15 protein-coding genes and 1 pseudogene are annotated in these 15,825 nt (G+C 66.2%); 11 read left to right on the top strand and 5 right to left on the bottom strand.

Annotated features, from left to right (window positions below):
• The first annotated feature begins 4 nt into the window (after positions 1–4).
• Positions 5–1,423, top strand: coding sequence for a bifunctional enoyl-CoA hydratase/phosphate acetyltransferase (locus ACOJTD_RS00190; RefSeq protein WP_420130934.1), 1,419 nt, complete (start codon positions 5–7; stop codon positions 1,421–1,423).
• Positions 1,420–2,634 (top strand): acetate/propionate family kinase, encoded by a 1,215-nt coding sequence (locus ACOJTD_RS00185; protein ID WP_420130933.1) that lies wholly within the window; start codon positions 1,420–1,422, stop codon positions 2,632–2,634. Before ACOJTD_RS00190 ends, ACOJTD_RS00185 begins: the two co-directional genes overlap by 4 nt.
• Here the strand turns inward: ACOJTD_RS00185 and ACOJTD_RS00180 are convergent.
• Entirely contained in the window at positions 2,618–3,874 is a 1,257-nt protein-coding gene (locus ACOJTD_RS00180) for a diguanylate cyclase domain-containing protein (RefSeq protein WP_420130932.1), read from the bottom strand. The genes ACOJTD_RS00185 and ACOJTD_RS00180 overlap by 17 nt on opposite strands.
• Positions 3,875–3,999: 125 nt before the next feature.
• A complete protein-coding gene (locus ACOJTD_RS00175) occupies positions 4,000–4,932 on the bottom strand; it encodes a hotdog domain-containing protein (RefSeq protein ID WP_420130931.1) in 933 nt (310 codons plus the stop codon).
• Between the two features lie 149 nt (positions 4,933–5,081).
• Between ACOJTD_RS00175 and ACOJTD_RS00170 the strand changes: the two genes are divergently transcribed.
• Both ACOJTD_RS00170 and ACOJTD_RS00165 read left to right on the top strand, forming a co-directional pair.
• Positions 5,082–5,402, top strand: a complete 321-nt coding sequence (locus ACOJTD_RS00170; protein ID WP_420130930.1) for a hypothetical protein — start codon at positions 5,082–5,084, stop codon at positions 5,400–5,402.
• A 122-nt stretch (positions 5,403–5,524) separates the two neighbouring features.
• Positions 5,525–6,265: a thermonuclease family protein gene (locus ACOJTD_RS00165; RefSeq protein WP_420130929.1), complete on the top strand. Its 741-nt coding sequence runs from the start codon at positions 5,525–5,527 to the stop codon at positions 6,263–6,265.
• Positions 6,266–6,274: 9 nt separating this feature from the next.
• Here the strand turns inward: ACOJTD_RS00165 and ACOJTD_RS00160 are convergent, their stop codons facing one another.
• The gene (locus tag ACOJTD_RS00160; protein ID WP_420130928.1) at positions 6,275–7,069 is read right to left on the bottom strand and encodes an enoyl-CoA hydratase/isomerase family protein; all 795 of its coding nucleotides are present in this window, start codon (positions 7,067–7,069) and stop codon (positions 6,275–6,277) included.
• Positions 7,070–7,184: 115 nt separating this feature from the next.
• Between ACOJTD_RS00160 and ACOJTD_RS00155 the strand changes: the two genes are divergently transcribed.
• Entirely contained in the window at positions 7,185–8,741 is a 1,557-nt protein-coding gene (locus ACOJTD_RS00155) for a class I adenylate-forming enzyme family protein (RefSeq protein ID WP_420130927.1), read from the top strand.
• A gap of 156 nt (positions 8,742–8,897) precedes the next feature.
• Here ACOJTD_RS00155 and ACOJTD_RS00150 read toward each other — a convergent pair whose 3' ends face one another.
• Positions 8,898–9,704, bottom strand: a complete 807-nt coding sequence (locus tag ACOJTD_RS00150; protein ID WP_420130926.1) for an IclR family transcriptional regulator — start codon at positions 9,702–9,704, stop codon at positions 8,898–8,900.
• Positions 9,705–9,907: 203 nt separating this feature from the next.
• Between ACOJTD_RS00150 and ACOJTD_RS00145 the strand changes: the two genes are divergently transcribed.
• The 6 genes from ACOJTD_RS00145 to ACOJTD_RS00120 all read left to right on the top strand — a co-directional run bounded on the left by ACOJTD_RS00145 (position 9,908) and on the right by ACOJTD_RS00120 (position 15,461).
• Positions 9,908–10,774 (top strand): MaoC/PaaZ C-terminal domain-containing protein, encoded by an 867-nt coding sequence (locus ACOJTD_RS00145; RefSeq protein ID WP_420130925.1) that lies wholly within the window; start codon positions 9,908–9,910, stop codon positions 10,772–10,774.
• 165 nt (positions 10,775–10,939) lie between these two features.
• On the top strand, positions 10,940–12,184 hold the full coding sequence (locus ACOJTD_RS00140; protein ID WP_420130924.1) for an ABC transporter substrate-binding protein: 1,245 nt from the start codon (positions 10,940–10,942) through the stop codon (positions 12,182–12,184).
• A 3-nt stretch (positions 12,185–12,187) separates the two neighbouring features.
• The gene (locus tag ACOJTD_RS00135; RefSeq protein ID WP_420130923.1) at positions 12,188–12,907 is read left to right on the top strand and encodes an ABC transporter ATP-binding protein; all 720 of its coding nucleotides are present in this window, start codon (positions 12,188–12,190) and stop codon (positions 12,905–12,907) included.
• Positions 12,900–13,604: an ABC transporter ATP-binding protein gene (locus ACOJTD_RS00130; RefSeq protein ID WP_420130922.1), complete on the top strand. Its 705-nt coding sequence runs from the start codon at positions 12,900–12,902 to the stop codon at positions 13,602–13,604. The genes ACOJTD_RS00135 and ACOJTD_RS00130 overlap by 8 nt, the downstream gene beginning before the upstream one ends.
• 10 nt (positions 13,605–13,614) lie before the next feature.
• Complete coding sequence (locus ACOJTD_RS00125) at positions 13,615–14,478, top strand: branched-chain amino acid ABC transporter permease (protein ID WP_420130921.1); 864 nt, start codon at positions 13,615–13,617, stop codon at positions 14,476–14,478.
• On the top strand, positions 14,475–15,461 hold the full coding sequence (locus ACOJTD_RS00120; RefSeq protein ID WP_420130920.1) for a branched-chain amino acid ABC transporter permease: 987 nt from the start codon (positions 14,475–14,477) through the stop codon (positions 15,459–15,461). The genes ACOJTD_RS00125 and ACOJTD_RS00120 overlap by 4 nt, the downstream gene beginning before the upstream one ends.
• Before the next feature lie 227 nt (positions 15,462–15,688).
• Here ACOJTD_RS00120 and ACOJTD_RS00115 read toward each other — a convergent pair.
• A pseudogene (locus ACOJTD_RS00115) lies at positions 15,689–15,825 on the bottom strand (glycosyltransferase family 4 protein); the annotation flags it as partial.

The following is a 15,825-nucleotide window of genomic DNA, read 5'->3' as shown; positions in this document are numbered from 1 at the left end:
TTTCATGGAGCAGATCCGGAACCGCACCTTCGACGAGATCGCGGTGGGGGACACCGCGAGCCTGGTGCGCACGCTGACCTATCGCGACATCGAGGTGTTCGCGGTGATGTCCGGCGACGTCAACCCGATGCATGTCGACGCCGCCTTCGCCAAGAGCGATCACTTCCACCAGGTGGTGGCGCACGGCATGTGGGGCGGCTCGCTGATCTCGACGCTGCTCGGCACCCAACTGCCCGGGCCCGGCACGATCTATCTCGACCAGTCCCTGCGCTTCGTCCGCCCGGTGCTGCTCGGCGACACGGTCACCGTGACGGTGACCGTCAAGGAGAAGAACGAAGCCAAGAAGCGCTTGCTGCTGGATTGCCGCGCCACCAACCAGAACGATCAGGAGGTGATCGTCGGCCTGGCCGAAGTGATCGCGCCGAGCGAGAAGATCAGCCGGCCACGCGTGCAGTTGCCGGAGATCGACCTGCACCCGGCCGCGCGGCGCTACGAGCGGCTGATCGAGATGACACAAGGGCTGGAGCCGCTGCGCGTCGCGGTGGTGCATCCGGTCGACACGCCGTCGCTGCTCGGTGCCGTCGAGGCGCAACTCGCCGGACTGATCGTGCCGGTGCTGGTCGGTCCCGAGGCGAAGATCCGCGCGGCTGCGGCACAGGCGTCGGTTGATCTCTCGGCCTACGAGGTCGTCGCGACCGAGCACAGCGATGCGGCTGCGGCTGCTGCGGTGGCGATGGCCCGCGCCGGTCAGGTCGAGGCGCTGATGAAGGGCGCGCTGCACACTGACGAGCTGATGCGGGCGGTGGTCGATCCGGCGCTCGGCCTGCGCACGGCGCGGCGCATCAGCCACGTCTATGCGGTGGATGCGCCGGACTATCCGCGCGCGCTGCTGGTCACCGACGCGGCGATCAACATCTATCCGACGCTGACCGACAAACGCGATATCATCCAGAACGCGATCGATCTGGCGCATGCGCTCTGCATCGAACAGCCGCGGGTGGCGATCCTGTCGGCGGTCGAGACTGTCACCGAAAGCATCCGCTCGACGCTGGACGCCGCGGCGCTGTGCAAGATGGCGGAGCGCGGCCAGATCACCGGCGGCATTCTCGATGGGCCGCTGGCGTTCGACAACGCGGTGTCGGCGGAAGCGGCCAAGACCAAGGGCATCGTCTCGCCGGTCGCCGGCCGCGCCGACATCTTCGTGGTGCCGGATCTCGAGGCCGGCAACATGCTGGCCAAGCAGCTCGAATATCTGGCGCGCGCGCATGTCGCCGGCATCGTGCTCGGCGCCCGCGTGCCGATCATCCTTACCAGCCGGGCCGACAAGACGCTGGCGCGGCTCGGCTCCTGCGCGATCGGCCTGCTGATGGCGCGACACCGGGCGGCGGCGCTGCCCAGCCTGGCGGCCGGAGGCGGCGCATGAGCGATGTGCTGCTCGTGCTCAATGCCGGCTCGTCTAGCATCAAGTTCGCCCTGTACGAGGCGCATACTGAACCCACTCAGGATCATCTGATCTGCGAAGGCGGCATCGGCAGCCTCGGCCATCGCCCGCACCACAAGGTGGTCGACCGCGCCGGCGCGACGGTGCACGACGCTTATCTGCCGGAGGGGGCCGGCCATGACGATGCGATCGCGACGCTGATCGGCTGGATCGAACAGAATTTCCCCGACCGGCGGATCGCCGCGGCGGGGCATCGTGTAGTCCATGGCGGCGACAAGTTCGACGCGCCGGCCCGGATCGATTCGGGGGTGATCGAGCAGCTACGCAGCTTCATTCCGCTGGCGCCGCTGCATCAGCCGCACAGCGTCGCGGCGATCGAGGCGCTCGCGAAGCTGCACCCGAAACTGCCGCAGGTCGCCTGCTTCGACACCGCGTTCCATCACCATTTGCCGCCGGTCGCTACTTGGTTCGCGCTGCCGCGCGAGCTCACCGCGCAGGGCGTGCGACGCTACGGCTTTCACGGCATCTCTTACGAGTACATCGCTAGCCAGCTGCCCGCGGTGGCGGGGCAGGAGATCGCCGATGGCCGCGTCGTCGTCGGGCATCTCGGCGCCGGCGCCAGCATGTGCGCGATGCGTGCGGGCAAGAGTATCGCCACTTCGATGGGCTTCACCGCGCTCGACGGCCTGATGATGGGCAGCCGCACCGGCGTGCTCGATCCCGGTGTGGTGTTGTATCTCTTGGAGCAGAAGGGCATGACGCCCGCCGCGATCAGCGATCTGCTGTATCGCCAGTCCGGCCTGCTCGGTGTCTCCGGCATCAGCGACGACATGCGCACACTACTCGCGAGCGAGGATCCGCGCGCTGAGGAAGCCATCGCGTTGTTCGTCTATCGCATCGGCCGCGAACTCGGCTCGCTCACCGCGGCGCTCGGCGGGCTGGACGCGCTGGTGTTCACCGCCGGCATTGGCGAGCGCGCTGCGGAGATCCGTCGGCGGGTCTGCGCGCAGGCGGCCTGGCTCGGCGTCGTGCTCGATGGTCACGCCAACACGAACCTCTCCGGCGCGGGGCGGATCAGCAGCGACGAAAGCAAGGTGTCGGTGTGGGTGATTCCGACCGACGAGGATCTGATGATCGCCTGTCAGGTCTGGCGGCTGGTCGACGGCGGCCGGGCGCCTAGCGCGGCGAGTTGAACATCGGCTCGGACGCGCCTTCGGCGTTTTGCGTAGCTGTATCACCGGCGCGCGTTTCGCAGAATTCCGGCGCCAGCGGGATGGTCTCGGTGACCACCGGGATCGAACGATGCTTGTCGGCGCGTTTGCGCTTGGCGGCATAGAGCGCCGCGTCGGCCTTGCCGAGTAGCGCGTCGAGCGAAGTGCCATCGTCTGGCGCCAACGCCGCGCCGACGCTGGCGCCGAGCACCACGACGTGACCGTCGATGATGTACGGCGCCGAAACGGCCGCAATAATCCGGGTGCACAGCGCTTCGACGTGATCGGGCGTATCGACATCCGCCTGGATCACGATGAATTCGTCGCCGCCTGTGCGCGCGGCAAGGTCACTGGGACGTAGCAGCCCGGTCAGGCGCATCGCGACGATCCGCAGGATTTCGTCGCCGGCCGCGTGGCCGAAGCGGTCATTGGCTTCCTTGAAAAAATCCAGGTCGATGCAGATCACCGCGAAGCCTTCGCCGTGGCGCTCCAGCCGGGCCGCAGCCTCGTTGAAATGTTCGGACAAATGCAGCCGGTTCGGCAGCTTGGTAAGCACGTCGGCGCGCGCCAGATGCGCCGCCTCGGCGCGCAGCGTGAGCTGCTCCTTGGTGGTGTCGTGAATGTAGACGATCAGCTCGAAGCCGCCGAAGAAGAAAATCAGGAATAGCAGCGCCTGTGCGGTATGCATCAGGTCGAAATTCCACAGCGCCGCGCCGACAGCCGGGATCACCGAAACTGCGAGGCTGGCCTTGACGATCCACGGCCGGATCGAAAACCGCGTTGTGGTGCCGGCGCAATAGCCGAACACAAGGCCGCTCGCGACCATATGGGCGGTGAGATCCGGCAGCAGAAAGCAGCGCAGCGCGAAGCCGCCGATGCAGATTCCGGTCGAGATCACGCCGATCGCCAGCCGGCGCTCCCACACTTTGGCGGATGCCAGATCGAGCGTTCGCCGGTCAAAGGTGCGGTCGAATGCGACACACAGCGACAGCCGCGCGAGCGTCACAAGCATACCCGCCACGCCGATCGCCGGACTGATCTGGTCGCCGGTCTGATAGCCGACCGCGGCGCCGACCATCAGGATGGCGGTGCCGACGACGACGATGGGCCAGCGCGCGGTGTAGAGCAAGCGCACGAACTCGACATAGACGGTGTTCGCGACTTTGCTGTCCGGCGTCATCTTGCGGGTCTCGAAGTCGGTGCGGTTTGCCGCCAAGACCATGCTGGCGGTCAACCGATACCTGTTGAGAACGAGACCTATTCGACCAAAACTGAATCCCCGGTGAAGCCCTGGGGCAGGTTCCGAGCGTTGGTGAATCCGCGCTTAAGGCTGCCCTGCAAAACCGGTCAAGCTTCCGCTGGTTCGGTCGCGCCGTCGCCGTGCGGCCGCAGCTTGAAATGGCCGTAGCAGGAGGCGATCGGCTTGTCGGGATCGGACTGATAGGCCTGCGCTTCGAAAGCAACGACGCGGCGCCCCTGCTTGACGATCGACACGCGGGAGAAGGTGTCGATCGGCCGCCCGGAGCGCAGATAGTTCACGGTGAGGCCGATCGGCTTTGGCGCGGTGGCGAGGCCGATCTCGCGGTGCACCTTGAGGATCGATGCGGTTTCGAGAAAGGCCCCGATCACGCCGCCATGCAGCGCCGGCAAAATCGGATTGCCGATCTGCTTCGGATCATACGGCATCACCGTGTTGGCCTCGTCGTCGACGCGGATGCCGAGGAAGCGCGCATACGGGCTGATCGCCAGCGGACCGTTGTCGTCGTCTGGCGCCTCCAGCGGCGGCGGTGTCTCGAACTTCACCTTCGGCTCCTGCCGCAGCATGTCGGTGCGGTTTGCGCCGATCATGAACATCGCGGTGGCGCTGGCGATCGGATCGGATTCGGAGTCCTGATAGGCAGTTGCCCGTACGAAGGCGATCGAGCGCGTAACGTGATAGCAATGCGCGTGCGCGCGGATCGCCTGGCCCGGCGTCGCCGGTCGCAGATAGTCGATCCGCAGATCCAGCGTCGCGATCGCCTGCGTGCTCTGCAGCGCGAACTGCACGGCCATGCCGCAGCTCTCGTCGAGCATCAGGGTCACGACGCCGCCATGGATCACGCCGGTGCGGGTGTCGCCGACGAACACTGGATGATAGGGCAGGCTGCTCCAGGCCTCACCCGGTGCGTAGCGGTCGAGTTGCAGGCCGATGAGGGCGCCGTGCACCGAGCGACGGAGCTTGATCAGATTGGCCTTCTGCTCGACGGCGAGCAAGGCCTCTTGGGAGGGCGTGTCGGACATGCGCGACTTCTAGCAAGCGGCCCGGGCGGCGGGAAGCGGTCTGGTGCGGCCATGCCCCATGCGTTGACGCCGGGCCACGGGAGGCGGCTGCAGGCTTTGTTTACCATCTCGTGCGACGCTGCGAATCTGGTCGTGAGTGGAGTAGCGTCGTGCGTATTGTGAAATTGCTGTTGCCGCTGCTGGCGACTGTCGTGACCTCGTCATGGGCGATGGCCGCCGATTATGCGGCGCCGTATCGACCGGGCTACCGGCCTGCTCCGCGCCCGCACGTGGTCTACGCACCGCGCCCGATCGGCATTCCGCAGGCGCCCCCGGTGATCTGGGTCGAAGCGCCGCCGCAATATGTGCAGCATCTGGTCCCGACCGGAAGCTGCGGCGGTTGTGGCCCGCGCTACGCTCCCGTCGGCGAATGGCGCCGGACCCCGCCGCCCTCGTTCTGGGATTCGGTCATCCGCGACTACGATTACTGACCCTCGCTGCTCCCTGCTGAAAACCGCGGCGCGGCTGCGTTTACTGCTGCGCCCGTCCGGAATCGCGCTATAGCTGGCCCGACGGCGTCGAGCGCCGCGTGGGCATGGCTGAGAGGGCGAGGATGTTTGCGGTCATTGTGATGCTGGCATTGCTGGTCGGTGGGCCGGCGTTGGCTGCAGATGTCGTGGTCAAGGACGCCGCGACGCTGCAAATCGGCAACGTCACCTATCGCCTTGACGGCATCGACGCGTCGGAACTTGATCAACGCTGCATCAATGAATTTGCCGATCCATCGGCGTGCGGCGTCGAAACCCGCGACGCGGTGGTGAAGCTGATCGCCGGCCGCGCCGTCAGTTGCCGCGATCTCGGGCCGGATCCGATGTTCAATGGTCGGCGGGTGGGCGCCTGCACGATTGCAGGCGATAGCCTCGGGCTCAGTCAACGCCTGGTGCAGGCCGGGCTTGCATTGAATGCCGACTCCAAGGGGCGGTTCGCCGCCGACGAAGCCAAGGCGAAGGACGAGCGGCTGTCGTTGTGGAAGGGCTGCTTCGTGGCCCCGACGAGTTTCCGGCGCTGGGACAAGACCGCGCCGCTGCTCGGCGCCGCCTGCCGCGACGATCGCAAGACGGCGATGCTCGATGTGATGTTTCCCGACATGCCGCCGGCGCCGGACGGCTGCACCATCAAGGGCAAGCTCGCCAAGCGGGCGCGGCTCACCGGCAATGTCGGCGTCTATCAGCTGCGTGGCTGCCCAAGCTACGCCAGCCTGGAAAAGCCGAACCGTTGGTTCTGCTCGGAAGACGACGCCAAGGCTGCCGGTTTTCGCAGGGCCTACAACTGTCGGGCCGGCGCCAAGCGGTGATGTCGATCGTCAGCGCTTGGCCTTGAATGCCGGCTTGCGCTTGCCGAGAAACGCCGCGACGCCCTCGGCGAATTCCTCGCTGCCGAACGCGACCCCCTGCGCGAAAGATTCCAGCGCGAAGAATTGCTCGATCGGTTCGAACGCGCCGTTGACCAGCATCTTGGTCAGACCCAGCGACGTCGCCGGCCCGGCGGCGAGTTCGGCTGCGAGCGCTACTGCGGCGTCGAGCAGTTCGGCGGCCGGCACCACGCGCTTGGCGATGCCGAGCGCCAGCGCTTCGTCCGCCTCGACGCGGCGGTTGGTGAGCAGAATGTCCTTGGCGCGCATCGCGCCGATTGCGCGCGGCAGCGTCAAAGCTAGACCGAGATCCGGCGCTGCGCCGAGACCGGGGAACGCGGCGCGAAAATACGCCTGATCCGCCATCAGCACGATGTCGCAGAGCAGCGCCAGCGAGAAGCCGGCGCCGGCCGCGGAGCCGTTCACCGCGGCGATCACCGGCTTCTCGGCGGTGAGCAGCCGCTGCGCCCACGCGTGCGTCGCCTGCATACGCCGCCGCACCTGCGGCGCGCCGCGCTCGCCCATGTTGCTGATATCGCCGCCGGCGCAGAATGACTCGCCGGTGCCGGTGATCACCAGGCAGCGCACCGTGGGGTCGTCGAGCAATTCCGGGATGCGGGTTTCGAGATGATGTTTGACGGCGGGCTGCAGTGCATTGCGGCTCGCCGGACTGTTGAGCCGGACGATCATCACGTCGTCGCGGCGGTCGAAAATCACGGCATCGCCTGCGGCGGCTTCGGCTGACATGTTCCCATCCCTTTTGTCGTTGTCCGCAGCCTAACGCATCGCCGCGCCATTTGCGAAATCGATTTTCGCAATGCTAGGATTGCGACAAAACAGTACATCTCCGGGACGGAAACTCATGCAGCTCACCGCCGGCCTCCGCAAGGCCGCTTCCTTCCGCGCGCACGAAACCGCGCTGGTGACGCCGGAGCGCAGCTTCAGCCACGGCGAGCTGCAAGATCGCATCGCGCGCTTGGCCGCGGCGTTGCGGCGGCTCGGCATCGCGCCGGGTGATCGCGTCGCAATCCTCGCGGCCAACGGCGGCGCTTATGTCGAGAGCTACTTCTCGGTGCTGTGGGCCGGCGGCGTCGTGGTGCCGGTCAATTCGCGCTTTGCGCTGCCGGAGATGATCGAGCAGATCACCGACGCCGAGCCATCACTGCTGATTTGCGACGCGCCGTTCCTTGACACCGCCATGCAACTCGCCGCTGCTTGTCCGTCGCTGCGCGGCGTGATCGCCGATGCGCCGGCGTCGGGATTGCCGCATGTCCGCGCCTACGAGCAACTGATCGCCGAGACGTCGCCTTGCGCCGACGCCGGCCGCGGCGGCGAAGATCTCGCCTGTCTGTTCTACACCGGCGGCACCACCGGCCGGGCCAAGGGCGTCATGCTCAGCCACCGCAATCTGTGGGTCAATGCGGTGGTGACCGCGATGGCGTTCGGCTTCGACGAGCGCACCGTGGCGCTGCATGCGGGGCCGTTGTTTCATCTCGGCGCTGGCGCGCGGGTTTATACGACGTCGGTCATGGGCGGCCGCCACGTGGTGATCCCGCGGTTTACGCCGGCCGACGTGCTTGAGGCGATCAGCCGCCACAAGGTAACAGTCGCGACCTTCGTGCCGACCATGCTGGGCATGATCCTGCAGTCGCCCGATCTCGACCGCTATGATCTGTCCAGCCTCAAGCTGATTACTTACGGCGCCTCGCCGATGCCGGAGCCGGTGCTGCAGGAATGCCTGCGGCGCTTTCCGAGCATCCGGTTCGGCCAATCCTACGGCATGACCGAGCTGTCGCCGGTCGCCACCATCCTGACGCCCGACGATCATCTGCCGAGCGCGCCGCGCCACCGGCTGCGCTCTGCGGGCCGTCCGATCGTGTCGGCCGAAGTGAAGATCGCCGGCGCCGATGATCGTGACCTGCCACAGGGCGAAGTCGGCGAGATCCTGGTGCGCGGTCCAATGGTGATGATGGGGTATTGGCGCCAGCCGGAGCTGACGGCGCAGACGCTGCGCGGCGGCTGGATGCACACCGGCGATTCCGGCACGTTCGACGCTGACGGCTATCTATATATCTCCGACCGCATCAAGGACATGATCATCTCGGGCGGCGAGAACGTCTATTCGATCGAGGTCGAGAACGCGATCGCGGCGCACCCCGACGTGGCGCAATGTGCGGTCATTGGCATCCCGCATCCGAAATGGGGCGAGACCGTGCATGCGGTAGTGGTGCGCAGACCCGGCGTTACGCTCACGGCCGACGATCTGATCGCGTTCTGCCGCGCCGCGATCGCCGACTACAAGGTCCCGCGCAGCATCGACTTCCGCGACGACCCGCTGCCGCTGTCGAGCGTCAACAAGGTCAACAAGGCGGCGCTGCGGGCGCCGTATTGGGACGACAAAGCGAGGCGGGTGAACTGAGGCTCGTTCTCCGGAAAAGCGTCAGCCCAGCCGTCATTGCGAGGAGCGATGCGACGACGCAATCCAGCGCAGTGCACGGCGCTGGATTGCTTCGCTGCGCTCGGAATGACGGGGAGGGGGCTCGCTTCCAATGAGCCCCGAGGCAGCGCAGCCTTGTCACCCGCCCAGCGCAGCGCTGATCGCTCTTGCGGCGTGGGCCAAAGCAGGACCGTGTTTGTCGATCAGTTGCTGCTGCGATACCAGATAGGCTGGGCCGCCGAAGCTCAGCGTGTAGACCGGGCCGCCGTTCGGCGGCACGATCGCGGCGCCGACGGCGTTGATGTCGTTGCGCCACTCGCCGATCGAGATGCAAAAGCCGCGCTTTTTCATTTCGCGCGTCGAACGGGCGATCGCCTTTTCGAGCTTGGGCCAGTCGTCGCCATGATGGGCGCGCAGTTCGGCCAGCAGCGCGCTACGCTCTTCGTCGCCGATCACCGCCAGATAGGCCCGGCCGAGCGAGGTGGTGGCGATCGGCACGCGCGAGCCGGGAGGCAGCCGCAGGCCGATCAGCGCGTCGCTCTCACAGCTCTCGATGTTCAGCATCATCAACCGTTCGCGGGTGCCGAGCCCGACATGCAATTGGCTGTCTTCGGCCAGCCGGGTCATGATCGGCAGCGCCGCCTTGCGCACGTCGAGATTGGCGAGTGCCGCGTAGCTTAGCGCCAGTGCCCGTGCGCCGAGCTGATAGGTTGCCGAGCGCGGCTCGTACGTCAGATAGCCGAGCTGGATCAGCGTGTGGGTCATCCGAGAAATCGTCGGCTTCGGCAGGCCGGTGCGCTCGGCGAGTTCCTGATTGCCGAGCGCGCGATCGCCGGCGCGGAAGGCGCCGAGTACGTCGAGGCCGCGGGCGAGCGCGGACACAAACATCCGGCCGGCGTCGTTTTCGCTTGCCTCGGCGCGCGGCCGCCGCGATGCGCGTTGCATCGGCTGATCCTTACGGAGGGCCTTCTTTGCTGGAGGTCGGCGCGTCTTGACCGGGCGGCGCGATTTGTCGGTGGTCATCGGCGGCTCCGAAGCTCGGCCGCAGCGGCGGCATCTCAAATCATTTGCGAAAATCTATTTCGCATATTGCGTGAGCCGGACACGGGTGGCAAGTTGCCGCAAAATAAGGACGAGGAAGCTCCCCGATGGCAATCGACCCGGCGCGACTGCGCGACTGGCCCATTCCCGAGATCGAGCAGACCTACACCGAGCGCGACACCATGCTGTATGCGCTGGGGCTCGGGCTCGGCGCCGATCCGCTCGACGCCGGGCAACTGCGCTACGTCTACGAGCAGGATCTGCAGGTGCTGCCGTCGATGTCGGTCGTGCTCGGCTATCCGGGCTTTTGGCTCGGCAACGAAGAAACCGGCGCCGACTGGCGTAAGGTGCTGCACGGGGAGCAGGGCTTCGAGATCTTCCAGCCGCTGCCGCCGAAGGGCACGGTGGTCGGCCGTTCGCGCGTCACCGGATTGTTCGACAAGGGGGCCGGGAAGGGCGCTGTGCTGCTGTCCGAGCGCGACGTTTTCGACAAGGCTAGCTGCGACTTGCTGTGCCGACTGACCTCGACCACGATGCTGCGCGGGGACGGCGGTTTCGGCGGTCCGTCGGGCCCGCTGCCGGCGCCGCATTCGCTGCCCGAGCGCACGCCGGATCTTCAATCACGCATCGCCACCTCGCCGACCGCGGCCCTGATCTATCGGCTGTCCGGCGACTACAATCCGCTGCACGCGGACCCCGAAGTCGCGCGCAAGGCCGGCTTCGACAAGCCGATCCTGCACGGGCTGTGCACCTTCGGCGTGGTCTGCCGCGCGCTGGTCGAACTGTGCTGCGACGGCGATCCGACGCGACTGGTGAAGATGCAGGTGCGCTTCAGCTCGCCGGTGTATCCCGGCGAAACCATCGTCACCGAGGTCTGGAAGGAGGGCGATGGTACGCTGTCGTTCAGAGCCAAGGTGGCGGAGCGGGACGTCGTGGTGATCAACAACGGCGCTGCGACCGTCGCGGCGGCTTGATGCGAAAATTCCGTCTACAGGAAATCGACAGACGGTCGTTGCCCGCCATTGACGCCCAGATATGTGACGATCGCGCGATGTCGAAAACAATCACTTGGGCCAGTGCCCGCACGCCGCTATAAGCCCGCGGCAATTGCCGACTAACAACAACCAGGAGGAACGCGCTTGTCCATTTCCCGTCGCTCATTCGGAATCGGCGCCACTGGTGTAGTGCTCGGCACGGTCGCCGCACCGTGGATTCGCAATGCCAATGCCGCGCCGCCGCCGATCAAGGTCGGTGTCATCAACTCGATGAGCGGTGGGCTCGCCGCCTACGCGCAGGAAGGCCAGCCGGCGTTCGAATACATCATCAAGAAGATCAACGACGCCGGTGGTATCAAGAGCAAGGATGGCGCCAAGATCCAGCTGCTCCAGGCCGACGATACCAGCCAGCCGGCGCGCACCGCCACCGAGGCGCGGCGCCTGATCACCGAGGAGAAGGTGCAACTGCTCACCGGCACCATCCTCAGCGCGCAGATGCTGGCGTTGACTCCGGTGCTCGACGAGCTGAAGGTGCCCACGCTGTCGATCTGGGCCGGTGGCGCGCATTCCAGCTACATGTTCTCGCTCGGTTATCCCTATGATCGCGGCTATGCGCAGTCGATGCACGACTTCATCAAGTCGCTGCGCGACGACAGCAAATTCCCGATCAAGACCGCGGTGATGAGCTACTCGAACTACGAGGCCGGCCAGCAGGTCAACAAGTTCCTGGTCGAGAAGCTGAAGGCGAGCGGCATCGAAGTGATCGGCGAGGCGCCGCTCGACACCAAGGCGCAGGATCAGACCTCGGCGATGATCCGCATCCGCTCGCTGAAGCCCGACGTCGTCACCGGCCTGGTGACGCCGCGCGACGGCATCTTGCTGCATCAGGCGCGCTACAACCTCAACTATCACAACAGCCTGTTCGTCGGCGGCACCGGCGGCTATTCGGATCTGTCGCTGTGGAAGGATCTCGGTCCCGAAATCGGCAAGGCGGTGCTGACGCGCAACCTGTTCGCGATGACGGGCTTCAGCCCGGGCGCCAAGATCGACTCGATGCAGAAGATCATCGCCGAGCTGCGCGACGTCGCCAAGATCGACCGCATCGGCCAGGGCGCGATCCAGTATGCGCAAGGCGCGCGCGTGCTGCAGCGCGTGCTGGAAAAGGCTTCGTCGCTGGAGCCGGCGGCGCTGCTGGAATCGTTCAAGACGTTCGACATCCCGTTCGGCGATCCCGACCTCTACGTCGCCAAACCGAAGGGCCTGCAGTTCGCCGAGGACCGGCTGCTGAAGGACGGTTCGGCCATGATGGTGCAGTGGATGCCCGATCAGTCGCAGGAAGTCGTGTTTCCGAAGGAGTTCGCCCAGGCCGCTCCGCGCCCGAAGAGCTGAGCCGTGGCGCTGCTTGAAGTCGACAACGTCTGCAAACGGTTCGGCGGGCTGCTGGCGCTCAACGACGTCAGCTTCGCCGTCGAGCGCGGCGAGATCCTCGGCATCATCGGCCCGAACGGCGCCGGCAAGACGACGCTGTTCAGCGTCATCTCCGGCTTCGCGCCGCCGACCAGCGGCGAGGTGCGGTTCGATGGCCAGCGTATCACCGGGATTTCGCCGGATCGGCTGACGCGCCGCGGTCTGGTGCGCAGTTTCCAGATCGTCCAGACCTTCGCCGACATGACGACGCTCGAGGTCGTCACCACGGCGGCGCTGACACGGCGGCCGATCCGTGAAGCGACCGACTATGCCGCCGCGGTGCTGACGCGCGTCGGCCTTGGCGGCAAGCTGGACGAGACGCCGGCGACGCTGTCGCTGCAGGACAAGAAGCTGCTCGAAGTCGCCAAATGCGTCGCCACCGATCCGCAGTGCATCCTGCTCGACGAGGTGATGGCCGGCCTCACCATGGCCGAGACCGAGGCGCCGATGCAGATCATCCGCGAGCTGAATCAGTCCGGCGTCACCATCGTGATGGTCGAGCACGTGATGCCGGTGATCATGCGAATGGCGACACGGATGGTGGTGATCAATTTCGGCGAGAAGATCGGCGAAGGCACGCCCGACGCGATCATCAAGGACCAGCGAGTGATCGACGCGTATTTCGGGGAGCACCTCGATGCTTGAAGTCGAAGGGCTGGTCGCCGGCTATGGCGGAACGCCGATGCTGCGCGACGTCTCGGTGCGGCTCGCCGCCGGCGAGATCGTCGGCCTGCTCGGCGCCAACAACGCCGGCAAGACCACGCTGATCAACTGCCTGTCGGGCATCGTGCCGCCGATGGCCGGCCGGATCCTGTTCGAGGGCAAGGACGTGACGCGCGCCACCGCGCGCGAGCGTGTCGAACTCGGCATCATCCAGGTGCCCGAGGGCCGGCTGGTGTTTCCGGAGATGAGCATCCGCGAAAATCTGTTGCTCGGCGGCTTCTGCGATCGCGCGCGGCCGCATCGCCCGGCGCAGATGGAAAAGGTGCTCGAGCTGTTTCCACGGCTCAAGGAGCGGCTGACCCAGGCAGCCGGCACGCTGTCCGGCGGCGAGCAGCAGATGCTGGCGATCGGGCGCGGCCTGATGGCCGAAGCCCGCGTGCTGATGCTGGACGAGCCGTCGCTCGGGCTGTCGCCGCTGTTCGTGCAGTACATCTTCGAGATCATCGACAGGCTGCACAAGGACGGGCTGACGATGCTGTTGGTCGAGCAGAATCTCAATCTGACGCTGCGCCACGCCCAGCGCTGCTACGTGCTGGAGCGCGGCCAGATCGCCGTCGAGGGCGACGCCGATATCGTCAAGAACGACCCGCGCACGCGGCAGGCCTATCTGGGGCTGTGAGGAGGATCAAGTGAGCGAGTTCTGGCAGGCCTTGGCGCAAGGCGTTCTGATCGGCAGCACCTACGGGCTGCTCGCGCTCGGCATGGGGCTGGTGTACGGCGTCAGCGGCATCGTCAATTTCGCCCACGGCGATTTCATCTCGCTCGCGATGTTCATGTCGCTGGCCTTGTTCTCGGCCTTCGCGATGGATCCCTACGTCTCGGCGATCATCACCATCCCGGTGATGGCGGCGATCGGCGCGCTGGTCTATCGGTTCCTGTTACGGCCGATGGCCGGGCATCAGTTCCTGATGATCGTGCAGCTCACGCTCGGCCTCAGCCTGCTGCTGCAGAACGGCATCCTCATGGTGTTCGGCGGCCAGCCGGCCCGCGTGCCGTCGGCCGTCGAGTCCAAGCTGATCATTCTCGGCGACGTGGTGCTGCGGATGCCCAATGTGATTGCCTGCGTGGTTGCCTTCGCGATGGCGATCGGGCTTTACGTGATGCTGCGCTCGACCGATTTCGGCCGCTCGATCCGCGCCGTGCACCAGAACGCGCGCGCCGCCGCGTTGATGGGTGTCGACGTCGGCCGCGTGCAGGTCGTCACGTTCGCGATCGGCGTCGCCATCCTGGCAGTGGCGGCCGCGCTGCTGCTGCCGGGCACGCCGATCCAGCCGACGCAGGGCCTGCAATATACCGTCATCACGCTGCTGATCGTCGTGCTCGGCGGCATGACCAATTTCGTCAGCATCATGCTCAGCGGCCTCGTCATCGGTCTCGCCGAAGCCTTCGGCACCGTTTACATCTCGGACGCGCTCGGCCGGCTGGTCCCTTATGCGATCTTCGTGCTGATCATGCTCTTCCGCCCGCAAGGCCTCACCTGGAGGACGTCATGATCAACGACGGCTTCTACAAGACGCTGGCGTCGCCAGCGCTGTGGGTGATGCTGCTGCTCGCGGCATCGCTGCCGCTGGCGCTGAACAGCTACTATCTGCACATCCTCACCATCGCGCTTGTTTACGTGGCGCTGGCGTCGGCGTGGAATATCGTCGGCGGCATGGCCGGGCAGATCTCTCTGGCCCACAGCCTGTTCATCGGCACCGGCGCGATGTTGGCGGCGGCGCTGCAGGTCAAGCTCGGCATCAACATGTGGGCTGGTCTGGTGATCTCGGCGGCGGTGGCCGGCGCGCTCGGCGCGATGATCGCCTGGATCGACTTCCGGTTTCAGCTCGGTCATCTGTCGTTCGTGCTGATCACGCTGGCGTTCGCCGAGATGGCGGCGATCGTGGTCGAGGGCTGGGAGTTTCTCGGCGGCGCCTCCGGCCTGCTGCTGCCGCGCGACACCGGCGACGTGGCGGCGTTCCAGTTCGGCGGCGTGCAGGGCGCCTATTGGGTGATGCTCGGACTGTCGGCGGTGATCGTGCTGATCAACGTCGCCATCCTCAACGCGCCGCTCGGCTATTATCTGCGCACCATCCGCGACAACGAGAAGGCCGCGCAGGCGATCGGCGTCAACGTGCTGCGCCACAAGATCGTCTCGATGACGATTTCGGCGGTGCTGACCTCGATCGTCGGAACATGCTACGTCCGCTATCTCACCTTCGCCGATCCGTATCAGCTGGCGTCGCCAACCATCACCATCGAGATCGTGCTGTTCGCCACCGTCGGCGGCCTTGGTCGTGCCTTCGGCCCCGCGCTCGGCGCGCTGCTGCTGGTGCCGCTCGGTGAGGTGCTGCGCGGTCAGCTCGGCGGCGCGGTTCCGGGGCTGCATTATTTCATCTACGGCGTGGTGGTGATCGCCGTCATCATGGTGACGCCGCGAGGCCTGCTGCCGCTGTTCGAAAAGCTGCTACTGCGCCGCCGGGCTCCGGCGCGCTAGGGGCGAAGCGTTCAGGCGCTTCCACTGGTACTGTCCTCAACCTGCGGAGCCCGGCGAAGCCGGGCGTCTCGAAGGATGAAGGCGACAGGTGTCCGTGGCCATGGTTCGAGACGGCGCTTCGCGCCTCCTCACCATGAGGTCTTTGACGTGGCAACGTCAGAAGCGAACAGAAAACGGCGCGGTCACCCGCGCCGTCCTTGTTTGACTCGTCAGCTCTGCCGGCGAGCTTACTCGGCGCTCGAAACCAGCCTGAACCGCGGCTCGGCTTTCGCCATCAAGCTGCGATACGCCGCGAGATAATCCAGCGCCATTCGCCGCGCGGTGAAGCGCTCTTCGAAGCGGGCGCGGATGGCGGAGCGGTCGA

It is taken from the genome of Rhodopseudomonas sp. (assembly GCF_048594845.1).
Classification (GTDB): Bacteria; Pseudomonadota; Alphaproteobacteria; order Rhizobiales; family Xanthobacteraceae; genus Rhodopseudomonas.
Note: the sequence above shows the minus strand (reverse complement) of the source record. Positions and strands in the feature narration are given on the sequence as shown.